Consider the following 13,474-nt stretch of genomic DNA (forward strand, 5'->3'; position numbering starts at 1 on the left):
CTGAAATGAAGGGATTAGTTGTGAAAATCATTCATTTAACTTATCCAGTTAGCGAAAATATCATATCTTCAAAAACTATTCTAGCCTTAGGTTTTTTTGACGGCGTTCATTTAGGTCATCAACGCTTAATCAATAAAGCCAAAAAAATAGCTGATCAAAAGAAATTACCATTAGTAGTATTAACTTTTGATCGTCATCCGAAGGAAATTTATGCTGCCAAAAAAGACTTTAAGTATTTAGAAACTTTAGATGAAAAGGCAGATAAAATGGCAGAACTAGGTGTAGATTATCTAGCCGTAATGCCATTTACTAAAAAGTTTAGCGAGATAGATGCACAGAATTTTGTAGATAATGTAATAATTAAACTCAATGCAGATACAGTAGTAGCTGGATTTGATTATACATATGGTCCTAAAGAGACTGCTAATATGAAGAATTTACCAAAATTTGCGAAGGATAGATTTGAAATTGTCGTTATGCCTAAGCAGATTTTTAATGGTAAAAAAATAGGTTCAACTGAAATTAGACAGGCAATTAGGGAAGGTAAGATGGAATTAGCTTTTCAATTAATGGGTCACCATTATGTGATGAGCGGGATCGTTGGTCATGGTAAAAGAAATGGCCATAAATTAGGCTTCCCAACAGCTAATTTAGTTTGGGCTAGTCATAAGGTAATTCCGAAAATAGGAGTATATGCCACTAAAACGCAGGTAGCTGGAAAGTGGTATGAATCTATGACTAGTGTCGGTTATAATGTAACGATTGGCCAACCTGAACAAATTTTTATTGAATCATATATATTTAATTTTAAACAGGATATTTATGATCAGCCAATAAAAATTAAATGGTATAAATATACTAGAGGCGAAATTAAATTTAGCGGCCTTGAAGAATTGAAAAAACAATTAGAGAAAGACCAAATAGAAATTGAACATTATTTTGCACAAGAAGCACGAAGTAATGCGTAACGAGAAGCTGAAGAACTTAGCAATTTTGAACGAAGTTCTTCAGTTTTTATTTTTTAAAATAATTTGAAGAAATTTTAGCACTCCTCTTGTTTTTCTGCTAATTTATAGTATCATATTAATTGTTAGCACCTGAGAATTACGAGTGCTAAAAGTGAGGGCGATTATTATGTTGACCGAGCGTCAAGAGCTTATTTTAAAAACAATTATTACAGACTTCACACAAACGCATGAGCCTGTTGGCTCTAAGACGGTGATGAAGCAGTTACCAATTAAAGTATCAAGCGCTACTATTCGAAATGAAATGGCGGTCCTAGAAGATCAAGGCTTAATTGAGAAGACACACTCTTCTAGCGGAAGAATTCCGTCAAGTGATGGATATCGTTATTATCTTGATAATTTAGTTGAACCGCTTCAGTTGCCAGAGTCTGTTTATAACACGATTGGGACACAATTAGATCGACCTTTTCATCAGGTGAATGAAATCGTACAAGAAGCAGCACGCATTTTATCTGATTTAACTAATTACACTGCTTTTGCTGAAGGACCTGAGAGTAGGGATGTTAAAATTACAGGTTTTAGGATTGTTCCCCTGTCTTCTAGACAAGTGATGGCAATTCTAGTGACGAGTGATGGCAATGTCCAAAATCAAGTTTATGCTTTACCACATAATATTCATGGTGAAGAAATTGAAAAAGCGGTTCGAATGATTAATGACCAATTAGTTGGCAAGAGTTTAAAGGAAATTAATGTTTCATTGCTAAGTGAACTTGCTAAAAACGAATTAGGTAGTGATCATGCTAACGAATTATTTAGCTTAGTTGAAGACGTGTTAAAAGATGCGGCTAGTGAGCAGATGTATGTTGATGGACAAATTAATCTATTGAACAATACAACTGAGAATAATGTAAATGATATACGTTCACTCTATGAATTAATTGATCGAGATAATTTGTTTTCTAATTTGATGAATATTAAGGCTGATCCTAAGACTGAAAAATACCCAGTTAAGGTAAAGTTAGGATCTGAATTGCCGAATGATTTATTAAAAAATTATAGTTTGCTGACAGCTGAATATAGTGTCGGCTCCCATGGTAAAGGAACAATAGCTTTACTTGGGCCAACAAATATGCCGTATTCTCAAATGATAGGGCTTCTAGAATACTTCAGAAATGAATTAGCCAAGAAGTTACTTGATTATTACGGTAAATTTCAATAATAGAGGAGGTTAGCCGTGAGTAAAGAAGAGTTTCCTAGTGAAAAGAATTTAGATGAAAAAGAAAATGCTTCAACACCTAAGGATGTTAAGAAAAAGGCAACTGAAGGTAAGGAAGCAAAAAATGATAAACATGATGAAAAATTAGCTAAAGAATTGGCTGATTTAAAAGATAAGAATAAGGAGCTTGAAGATAAGTATCTTCGTAGCGAAGCAGAAATTCAAAATATGCAAAATCGCTATTCAAAAGAAAGAGCTCAACTTATTAAGTATGAATCTCAAAGCTTAGCTAAAGATATTTTGCCTGCTGTAGACAATTTGGAGAGAGCTTTAAGCGTAGAAGCCGATGATGATGTTTCCAAGCAACTGAAGAAGGGCGTTAAGATGACGCTTGATTCATTAGCTAAAGCATTGAAAGAACATGGCATCGTTGAGATTGAAGCTGAAGACGTAAAATTTGATCCGACATTGCATCAAGCTGTTCAAACTGTAGCAGCCGAAAATGATGATCAAAAAGATCACGTTGTTCAGGTTTTACAAAAAGGATATCAATATAAAGATCGGACACTAAGACCAGCAATGGTTGTAGTTGCTCAATAGGAGAGGAAGTTTATACATGTCAAAAGTTATTGGTATTGACCTCGGAACTACTAACTCAGCAGTTGCAGTTCTTGAAGGTAAAGAACCAAAGATTATTACTAACCCAGAAGGTAACCGTACTACTCCATCTGTAGTAGCTTTTAAAGATGGTGAAATTCAAGTTGGTGAAGTAGCTAAGCGTCAAGCTATTACTAACCCTAACACTATTGTTTCAATTAAGCGTCACATGGGTGAAGCAGATTACAAGGTTAAGGTTGGTGACAAGGAATACACACCACAAGAAATTTCTGCATTTATTTTACAATACATCAAGAAGTTCTCAGAAGATTACTTAGGTGAAAAGGTAACTGATGCAGTTATCACTGTTCCTGCTTACTTTAATGATGCACAACGTCAAGCTACTAAGGATGCTGGTAAGATCGCTGGTTTGAATGTACAAAGAATTATCAACGAACCTACTGCTTCAGCATTAGCCTTCGGTTTAAACAAAGACCAAGATGAAAAGGTCTTAGTTTACGACCTTGGTGGTGGTACTTTCGATGTTTCCGTTCTTCAATTAGGTGACGGTGTCTTCCAAGTATTATCAACTAACGGTGATACTCACCTTGGTGGTGATGACTTTGATAACCGTATCATGGATTGGTTGATCAAGAACTTTAAGGATGAAAATGGCGTTGACTTGTCTAAGGACAAGATGGCTATGCAACGTTTGAAGGATGCTGCTGAAAAGGCTAAGAAAGACTTGTCAGGTGTTTCTTCAACTCACATTTCACTTCCATTCATTTCTGCTGGTGAAGCTGGTCCATTACACCTTGAAGCTGACCTTACCCGTGCTAAGTTTGATGAATTGACTAGTGACTTAGTTGAAAAGACTAAGGTACCATTTGACAATGCATTAAAGGATGCTGGTTTAACTGTAAACGATATCGATAAGGTTATCTTAAACGGTGGTTCAACCCGTATTCCTGCAGTTCAAAAGGCTGTTAAGGAATGGGCTGGGAAAGAACCCGACCACTCAATCAACCCTGACGAAGCTGTTGCCTTAGGTGCAGCTATCCAAGGTGGTGTTATTTCAGGTGACGTTAAGGACATCGTTTTGCTTGATGTTACTCCATTGTCACTTGGTATTGAAACCATGGGTGGTGTCTTCACTAAGTTAATTGACAGAAACACTACTATCCCAACTTCAAAGAGTCAAATCTTCTCAACTGCTGCAGATAACCAACCAGCAGTAGATGTCCACGTATTGCAAGGTGAACGTCCAATGGCTGCAGATGATAAGACCCTTGGTCGCTTTGAATTAACTGATATTCCACCAGCACCACGTGGTGTTCCACAAATTCAAGTTACCTTCGATATCGATAAGAACGGTATCGTAAATGTATCTGCTAAGGATATGGGTACTGGTAAGGAACAAAAGATTACTATTAAGAGTTCATCCGGTTTGTCAGATGAAGAAATCAAGCGTATGCAAAAAGACGCTGAAGAACATGCTGAAGAAGACAAGAAGCGTAAAGAAGAAGTTGATCTTAGAAATGAAGTTGATCAATTAATCTTTACTACTGATAAGACTTTGAAGGACACTAAGGATAAGCTTTCTGATAGTGACCGTAAGCCAGTTGAAGATGCTCTTGAAGCTTTGAAGAAGGCTCAAAAGGACAACAACTTGGACGAAATGAAGGAAAAGAAGGATGCTTTATCAAAGGCTGCACAAGATTTAGCAGTTAAGCTTTACCAACAAAACGGTGGAGCACAAGGTGCTGCAGGTCAAGCTGGCCCACAAGCCGGTCCTCAAGGTCCACAAAATGGCCCACAAGGTGGTAACAATGGTGGTGCCCAAGATGGTGAATTCCATAAGGTAGATCCAAACAAGTAATGGGTTTATAATTAAACAAAAGGAGAAAAGAACTACCCATTGAGTAGTTCTTTTCTTTTGAAAATATAAGGAGTTCAATTAATGGCACAAGAAGATTATTATAAAGTGCTTGGCGTAGATCGTAACGCCAGTGACCAAGAAATTAGTAAAGCATATAGAAAGTTAGCTAAAAAATATCACCCAGATTTGAACCATGAACCTGGTGCTGAAGAAAAATATAAACAAGTTAACGAAGCTTATGAAGTTTTGCATGATAAGCAAAAGCGTGCACAATATGATCAATTTGGCTCCGCTGGTGTAAATGGCCAAGGTGGTTTTGGTGGCGCTGGCCAAGGCTTTGGCGGTGCTGGATTTGATACTTCTGGATTTGGTGATTTTGGCGACATTTTTGGTGATATCTTTGGTCAAGGAAGACAACAAAGAGTAGATCCGACTGCTCCACAACGTGGTCAAGATTTAGACTATACTTTGACTATTGACTTTATGGATGCGATTAAAGGCAAGAAGACGCAAGTTAGCTATACTCGTAGTGAAACCTGTGGTACTTGTGGCGGCAATGGTTGTGAAAAAGGCACTCACCCAATTACCTGTGATAAATGTCACGGTACAGGTTATATGACTGTTACTCAGCAATCTATGTTAGGGATGATTCGTCGTCAAACCATCTGTGATAAATGTCATGGTCGCGGTGTAATCATTGAACACCCATGTAAGACTTGTGGTGGTAAAGGTACTGTTCAAGGAAAGAATACTATTGAAGTTGATATTCCAGCAGGTATTGATAATGGCCAACAACTTCGCTATCAAGGCCAAGGTGAGGCTGGTATAAACGGCGGACCTTACGGTGATTTGTATATTAATTACCGTATTAAACCATCTAAGATTTTCCAACGTCGTGGTCAAAACATTTATACTGATGTTCCAATTTCATTTGCTCAAGCTACATTAGGTGATGAAATTACTGTTAAAACTGTCCATGGTGATCAAAAATTAACTATTCCAGCTGGTACTCAACCAAATAAGAAGTTTACTCTTCGCGGACAGGGTGTACCATATCTTCGCGGAAATGGTAATGGTGATCAAATTATTACAATTAATATCGTGATTCCAAAGCATATCAATGAAAAGCAAAAGCAAGATTTGACTGACTTTGTTCATGATGGTGGCGGAGATATTACACCAAAAGAAAAAGGATTTTTTGAACGACTTAAAGACAAATTAAGTGGTGAAGATTAAGAAAAATGACATTGCATCAGGCAATGTCATTTTTGTATATCTATTCGTTTTATAAGATTAAGGACCTTTGCTATAATATTAAGGATAGTAAAGGGTGAATAAATTTATGGATTTAGAAAAATTAAAAGATTATCAAAAGCATATTCGTAATTTTGCCATAGTTGCCCATATTGACCATGGTAAATCTACGATCGCTGATAGAATTCTAGAATTAACTGATACAGTAAGTCAGCGCCAACTTAAAAATCAAATGCTTGATGACATGCCACTTGAACGTCAACGTGGTATTACTATTAAGATGAACTCCGTTGAAGTTAAATATCATGCTAAGGATGGAGAAGATTATATTTTCCACTTAATTGATACACCTGGGCACGTAGACTTCTCTTACGAAGTCTCAAGATCACTTGCAGCCTGTGAAGGTGCTTTAATGGTTGTTGATGCTTCTCAAGGTGTGCAAGCGCAGACTTTAGCCAATACTTATTTGGCTATTGATGATGACTTGGAAATTTTGCCTGTCATTAATAAGATTGACTTACCTTCAGCAGATATTCCTAAAACTAAGGAAGAAATAGAAGAAATGTTAGGCTTGGATGCTTCAGAAGCTGCCGAAGTTTCAGGTAAAACAGGCCAAGGCATCGAAGATATGCTGGAAAAGGTAGTAAAGGATATTCCTGCTCCATCTGGTGATATTACAGCACCACTTAAAGCCTTGATTTTTGACTCCAAGTACGATGATTATCGCGGTGTTGTTATGTCTGTCAAAATTGAAGACGGTGTAGTTAAGCCTGGCGATAAAATTAAGATTATGAACACCGGAAAGGAATATGAAGTAACCGAAGTAGGTGTTTCAAGTCCTCATCCAATTAAGAAAGATCTTTTAATTGCCGGGGATGTAGGTTATATCACTGCCAATATTAAATCAGTTCGTGAAACTCGTGTTGGTGATACCATTACTGATGCAACTAATCAAACTGAGGAACCATTAGAAGGTTATCGTCAGATTCCACCGATGGTTTATTCCGGTATGTATCCAGTTGACAACCGAGATTACGATGATTTAAAGGAAGCTTTGCAAAAGTTGCAGTTAAATGATGCTGCTTTGGAATTTGAACCTGAAACTTCAACTGCCTTAGGTTTTGGATTCCGTTGTGGTTTCTTAGGTTTGCTTCATATGGATGTTGTGCAAGAACGACTTGAGCAAGAATTTGATCTAGGGTTAATCATGACTGCTCCAAGTGTTGACTACCACGCAATTATGAATGATGGATCTACTAAGGTAATTGATAATCCATCTGATTTACCAGATGCCGGTGAATATCAAGAAGTACAAGAACCTTATGTTAAAGCAGAAATTATGGTACCGAATGATTTCGTTGGCCCAGTAATGGAATTGTGCCAACGCAAACGTGGTGAATTTGTTACTATGGACTACCTTGATAAGTATCGGGTTAATGTAATTTACAATATGCCATTAGCTGAAATTATCTTTGACTTCTTTGATGATTTGAAGTCTTCAACTAAGGGGTATGCTTCTCTTGACTATGAAATTACCGGATATCGTTCAACTGATTTGGTTAAGATTGATATCTTGCTTAATAAAGAGCCAATCGATGCTTTGAGTTTCATTGCTCATAGATCTGAAGCACAAGACCGTGCACGTCAAATGACTTCTATGCTTAAGAAGTTAATTCCACGTCAAAACTTTGAAGTTGATATTCAAGGTGCGATTGGTGCTAAGATTATTTCGCGTGCAACCATTAAGCCATATCGTAAAGATGTTACTTGGAAGATCCATACCGGTGACCCAGACCGTCGTGCCAAGCTTTTGGAAAAACAGAAGCGTGGTAAGAAACGAATGAAGGCAGTTGGTAGGGTAGAAGTGCCACAAGACGCCTTTATGGCAGTACTTAAGATGAATGACGATGATATCAAAGGTAAGTAATTATGGCAAAAAATAAACATAAAACAAGTATTAGCACGATCGTCATTAGAATTCTAGCGATCATTTTGTTAATTGTTGGTCTTGTTCTCATCTTTAACAAGCAGATTAGCAATCACATGATTAGTCATAATCAGCAATCGACTTTAACCGGCTTGACTAAAAAAGAAGTTGAAAAAAATCAACGTAAAAAAGGAATGTATGATTTTAGTAAAGTAAAGTCGATGGATATGGCTCGAGCTACGAGATCGCAGATAAAAAAGACTTCAGGTGCAATTGGTGCTTTAGCTATTCCTGATGTAAATATGCATTTACCAATAATGCTAGGGATGTCAGACGATGCTATGTCCACCGGTGGCGGTACAATGCGTGCTGACCAAAAAATGGGTGAAGGTAACTATCCATTAGCTGGTCACTATATGACTGCTAAAGGTATTCTTTTCTCACCACTAGAGGATGTCAAGAAAGGTGAATTGATTTACCTTACTAATTTAAAGAAGGTTTATGTTTACCGAATTTATATGAAAAAAGTTGTTGATCCATCAGCCGTTTGGTTAGTTAATAATACTAAGAAAAAGATAGTGACCTTAATTACTTGTGCTGATGGTGGTGCAAATCGTTGGGCTATTCGTGGTAATTTGATTAAAACGGAAAAGGCTAACGCAGAGAATCTTCGAGTCTTCAAAATGAAGTAAAATCTTCGAACTTTTATGCAAACAAAATTTGCGTTAGAATAAGAATTAGATTTTTCAATAAAGACACTCAATTATGAGTGCCTTTTAATTTTTATGAAATGTAAGGTGTTTTGAAAGTAATGAAGTGGCAACAAAGAACAGCTGAAGAATTAGCGCCAGATTTAATAGAAAAATATCAACTTAGCCCAATCTCAGCACGGCTTTTTGCATTACGTGGTATTAATACAGATGAAAAATTAGATTTTTGGTTTAACGCAACCGAAGAAAACTTAGCCGATCCAACTTTGATGCATGATATGGATAAAGCGGTCGATCGAATTAATCAAGCAATTGATAATGGCGAAAAGATTACCATTTATGGTGATTATGATGCTGATGGTATCACGGCCACTACAATTATGACTGAGACGCTGAGTATTTTAGGTGCAGATGTTCATTACTTTATACCAGACCGTTTTAAAGATGGATATGGCCCAAATCTTGATCGCTATAAGGATATCGTGGCTGATGGTACTAAGTTAATCATTACTGTAGACAACGGCGTAACTGGAATTGAAGAAGTTGAATATGCTAAAAATAATGGCGTTGATACGATTGTTACCGATCACCATACTTTTCAAGAATCTAAACCCGATGCCTATGCAACAGTTCATTGTAATTACCCCGGACAAAAATATCCTTTCGATGACTATTGTGGTGCAGGCGTGGCTTACACAATTTGCCGTGAACTTATGCAGGATCCTGTACCAGAATTGCTAGATTTAGCAATGATTGGCACCATTGGTGATATGGTTAAAGTGACGGGTGAAGGTCACATTATTGTGAAGCGCGGTTTAGATGTGCTTAATCAAACCGAGCGACCTGGTTTAAGAGCTCTGATCAAAAATGCTGGATTAACGCTAGGAACGATTAATGAAACAGATGTTGGCTTTAATATTGCTCCTCGGCTTAATGCAGTGGGGCGCTTAGCTAATGCAAATTTAGCGGTACAACTTTTGCTTAGTGATGATGATCTTGAGGCTCAGAAAATTGCTGATCAGATTGAAGATTTAAATAATAAGCGCAAAGAGCTAACTACTGAAGTTTATGATCGCTGTATGGAATTAATTCGTGAAAATAGTTGGCAGAAGCAAAATACTTTGGTCTTATATGATCCTGATTTTCATGAGGGCGTTTTGGGTCTGGTCGCTAATAAAATAGTGGAAAAATTACATAAGCCAACTATCGTTTTAACTAAAAATGATGAAGGGGAGATTAAAGGTTCAGGTCGTTCATTTACTGGCTTCAATCTTTTTGATGCCCTTAATCCTTTAAAAGAGAGTTTGCTGACTAAATTTGGTGGTCATGATTTTGCTTGTGGTTTATCCATGGAAGAAGATAAAGTAAGTGCTCTGCGAGAAAAGTTTGAGGCTGATTTTCACGTTGAAGGTGGATTAGAGACTAAAGAGTATGATATGGAATTGCCTATGCATGGTTTATCGCCTCAAACTTTAGCTCAGATTAATCAAGTTGGACCATTTGGCACTGGAGATCCGCAACCAATTTTCAGTATTTCGGATCCAACTATTACTAATTTTTTCAAAATAGGGAAAGATAAGAATCACGTTAAATTAACGGCTAATAAAAAAGACGGTAGTTTAGCAATTGTGGGCTTTAATAAAGACTATTTAAATAATAATCTATTGCCGTTTATTGCTAAAATTTTCGTTACTTTGTCTTTAAATACCTATCGTAAGCAGGTATCTTTGCAAGGCATTATAGAAGGGATAGCATTCGCATCCCCAAAGTTAGCAGTTCCAACGTCAGTGATCGACTTAAGACAGGAAAAATTTGTCATGGGCTTTGCAGATCGCTATTTGCTGTTTGATAAAAAGAATATTCCGATCGTTAAAAATCGACTTCAAATTGATGATGATAAGATTAGCTTGGTCCAAGATTATGATCAATCTGGTGAAACAGTTGCTTTACTTGATGTACCACGCAATCAAGTAGAATTGAATACTGCTTTAGAAAAAGATTATCAACAAATCTATTTACGCTTTTTATTGGATCAATTACCTGTAGAGCATATTCCTGCAAAAAGTTATTTTGGCAAGGTATTAAAGTATATATATGCCCATCCTGCATTGAAGCCTGACGACTATCGAACTGTAGCACCTTATTTAGGCTTGGATTATGATAGTGTGTTGTTTATTTTACGAGTATTCTTTGAATTAGGCTTTGTTAAATTGGATGATCAAAAATTGGTCGGTGAATCTAATCCAAAAAAGCAACCCTTGACTGCTTCTAAATATTTAATGGCGACGGAATCTCAAATTAAGTTTATTAATCAACTGAGGACGATGCCTACTCAAAAATTGATTACATATGTTAATAATTTTGTAAAAAAGTAGATAAATATCAAGATTTCAGTGCTTTTATAACAAATCTTTGGTAAAATATACAAGTCAAAAGTGTTTGAATACAAACACAGATAATTATGGAGGTTTTTCTTCTTATGGCGATTGATTTTAGTAAGTATATTGCAAGTGTTAAGGACTTTCCTAATAAGGGAATTGTCTTTCGCGATATTACACCTATTTTGCAAGATGGTGATTTATATCGTGCTGCTACTCATGAATTGGCAGAATATGCAAAGAGTAGAAAGGCAGATGTGATCGTAGGTCCTGAAGCACGTGGCTTTATTGTAGGCTGTCCTGTTGCAACTGAGTTAGGCTTAGGCTTTGTCCCAGCAAGAAAGCCACACAAGTTGCCAAGAGAAGTTGAACGTGCTTCATATGACTTGGAATACGGTTCAAATAGCCTTGAAATGCATAAGGATGCAATTAAGCCTGGTCAAAGAGTTGTTATCTGTGACGATTTAATGGCCACAGCAGGTACTTTAAGAGCTTCTAAGGAATTAATTGAAAATCTTGGTGGTAAGCTTGTAGGTGCCGCATTTTATATTGAATTACCTGATTTAAAGGGTAGAGAAAAGTTGCCTGATGTTGATATTTACTCACTTGTTCAATATCACGGTGCATAAAATAATCATGCATCATTAATTATTGATGCAAAATCAACAGAAATTAAAAAATACTCCTAGGGGAAATTCCCTTAGGAGTATTTTTCATAATATTAAGATTTAATCATTAAATAATGCAGTTGAAAGGTAACGATCGCCGCCATCTGGAACTACGGTAATGACAGTATGTCCTTTACCTAATTTTTTAGCAATTTCAATTGCACCATGAATATTTGCACCGGCTGAAATACCAGGTAAGAATCCTTCATTTTTAGCGACTTCACGAGCAGTAGCCATTGCTTCATCAGTAGAAACAGTGACAACATCGTCGTAAATATTCTTATCTAAATTCTTAGGGATGAAACCAGCGGCAATTCCTTGAATACCATGTTTCCCAGTCTTACCATCTTTTAATAATGGAGATTCAGTTGGTTCTAATGCAAATACCTTAGTAGCTGAATTTTCACGTTTAAGAGCATGTCCAATTCCTGATAAAGTACCACCAGTACCAACACCAGCTACAAATGCATCAATTGATTTACCAATTCCGTTCATTGCAGCAATAATTTCCGGTCCTGTAGTTAATTCATGAATATTAGGGTTTTCAGCATTATTAAATTGCATTGGCATGAAGTAACCTTGTTCTTTAACGAGTTCTTCAGCCTTGGCAATTGAGCCCTTCATACCGTCTGCACCTGGTGTCAAAATGAGTTCAGCACCGTAGCTCTTCATCAATTTACGACGCTCAACGCTCATAGTTTCCGGCATCACAATGATAATATGATAACCTTTAGCTGCGGCAACCATAGCCAAACCAATACCAGTATTGCCTGAAGTTGGTTCTACGATTGTACCGCCTGCTTTAAAATACCATCTCGTTCTGCTTTTTCAATCATGGCTAAAGCAATTCTATCTTTAATTGAACCAGCTGGATTTTCAAATTCCAACTTTACGTAAACATCTGCCGCATCGTCAGGGACAACACGATTTAGCTTAAGTAATGGGGTGTTTCCGATAAGTTCTGTAACTGAATTAAAAATTGTAGACATAATGTATACCTCTCTTATTTATCTAACACTAATTTGCTTTTTTTGACCTGGGTTAACCAATTATCAAAGAATATTTTTTGAGTATCTTTCCACTGAAAAAGTGGAGCAGATAATGAATAATTTTCAGGCCTTTTGTAATGTCGCTCTGGATGTGCGGCAATTTCTCTTTCATATTCCTTCTTTAAACCTTCACGATCATATTCAATGTGAGAGAAAACGAAATTTTGCTCTGATTTTGTTAAAGAAGATACCATAAATAGATGGCCGTTGTCGTCTACTGAATTAATAGTTAAGCGTGGATCTTGCATAGTCTGTGCTTTGTCCATTTCAGCGTAACGAGCATGTGGAGCAATAAATCCTTGGCTAAGACCATTTAATAAGGAATTTGGTTCGATTATTAAGTGAGGAAAAGTACCAAAGATTTTTTCCGCCAAAATTCTTTTTTGAATATCGTAAAAGTAATCTAAAGCTACCATTGCGCCCCAGCAAAAATATAATTGCTGTAATTTGTATTTATCTAATAACTGAAGCAAACATCGGACTTCCTCGATATAGGTGACTTGCTCAAAATCCAGGTGATCTAACGGAGCACCAGTAATAATAAAGCCATCGAAATCTTGGATATGATTAAGATCTAATGGTTGAGAAATTTTAGCAACTTCGGGTGGAACAGGACGATTTTGATAATGCATACGTGGGTAAAAGAAAGTCAGGTCTGCGTCTGGTAAAACATGTGCAAATCTTTGTTGAGTATCTAACTTATCATGCATTAAATTCAAAACGCCTAGTTTTACTCTATTAGCCAAGTTTTATCCTCCTTACTTTTTAATAGTTAATACCATTATATAGCTTATAAAAAATAAGTAAAGAAATAAAACTGCATTATTTAGA

General features: G+C 36.6%; 10 protein-coding genes and 1 pseudogene. 9 read left to right on the forward strand and 2 right to left on the reverse strand.

Annotated features, from left to right (window positions below):
* Nucleotides 1-5: 5 nt before the first annotated feature.
* The 9 genes from ribF (at nt 6) to CP357_RS00275 (ending at nt 11,555) form a co-directional block, all read left to right on the forward strand.
* Nucleotides 6-968 (forward strand): riboflavin biosynthesis protein RibF, encoded by a 963-nt coding sequence (gene ribF / locus CP357_RS00235; RefSeq protein WP_198995825.1) that lies wholly within the window; start codon nt 6-8, stop codon nt 966-968.
* Nucleotides 969-1,134: 166 nt separating this feature from the next.
* The gene (gene hrcA / locus CP357_RS00240) at nt 1,135-2,184 is read left to right on the forward strand and encodes a heat-inducible transcriptional repressor HrcA (RefSeq protein WP_025005944.1); all 1,050 of its coding nucleotides are present in this window, start codon (nt 1,135-1,137) and stop codon (nt 2,182-2,184) included.
* A gap of 15 nt (nt 2,185-2,199) precedes the next feature.
* Nucleotides 2,200-2,781 (forward strand): nucleotide exchange factor GrpE, encoded by a 582-nt coding sequence (grpE, locus tag CP357_RS00245; RefSeq protein ID WP_098036252.1) that lies wholly within the window; start codon nt 2,200-2,202, stop codon nt 2,779-2,781.
* A 16-nt stretch (nt 2,782-2,797) separates the two neighbouring features.
* Complete coding sequence (gene dnaK / locus CP357_RS00250; RefSeq protein WP_087176039.1) at nt 2,798-4,657, forward strand: molecular chaperone DnaK; 1,860 nt, start codon at nt 2,798-2,800, stop codon at nt 4,655-4,657.
* An 81-nt stretch (nt 4,658-4,738) separates the two neighbouring features.
* Nucleotides 4,739-5,893 (forward strand): molecular chaperone DnaJ, encoded by a 1,155-nt coding sequence (gene dnaJ / locus CP357_RS00255; protein WP_025005946.1) that lies wholly within the window; start codon nt 4,739-4,741, stop codon nt 5,891-5,893.
* A 106-nt stretch (nt 5,894-5,999) separates the two neighbouring features.
* Nucleotides 6,000-7,838 carry a translation elongation factor 4 gene (lepA, locus tag CP357_RS00260; protein ID WP_098036253.1) on the forward strand — a complete coding sequence of 613 codons (1,839 nt, stop codon included), beginning with the start codon at nt 6,000-6,002 and terminating at the stop codon, nt 7,836-7,838.
* Between the two features lie 2 nt (nt 7,839-7,840).
* Entirely contained in the window at nt 7,841-8,530 is a 690-nt protein-coding gene (locus CP357_RS00265) for a class A sortase (RefSeq protein ID WP_025005948.1), read from the forward strand.
* Between the two features lie 119 nt (nt 8,531-8,649).
* Nucleotides 8,650-10,923 (forward strand): single-stranded-DNA-specific exonuclease RecJ, encoded by a 2,274-nt coding sequence (recJ, locus tag CP357_RS00270; protein WP_098036254.1) that lies wholly within the window; start codon nt 8,650-8,652, stop codon nt 10,921-10,923.
* Nucleotides 10,924-11,027: 104 nt separating this feature from the next.
* Nucleotides 11,028-11,555, forward strand: a complete 528-nt coding sequence (locus CP357_RS00275) for an adenine phosphoribosyltransferase (RefSeq protein ID WP_025005950.1) — start codon at nt 11,028-11,030, stop codon at nt 11,553-11,555.
* Nucleotides 11,556-11,654: 99 nt separating this feature from the next.
* Here CP357_RS00275 and cysK read toward each other — a convergent pair.
* A pseudogene (gene cysK / locus CP357_RS00280) lies at nt 11,655-12,583 on the reverse strand (cysteine synthase A).
* Between the two features lie 14 nt (nt 12,584-12,597).
* Nucleotides 12,598-13,389 (reverse strand): homoserine O-succinyltransferase, encoded by a 792-nt coding sequence (locus CP357_RS00285; RefSeq protein ID WP_087176041.1) that lies wholly within the window; start codon nt 13,387-13,389, stop codon nt 12,598-12,600.
* Nucleotides 13,390-13,474: the final 85 nt, after the last annotated feature.

The organism is Lactobacillus sp. UMNPBX6 (assembly GCF_002553975.1).
Classification (GTDB): domain Bacteria; phylum Bacillota; class Bacilli; order Lactobacillales; family Lactobacillaceae; genus Lactobacillus; species Lactobacillus gallinarum.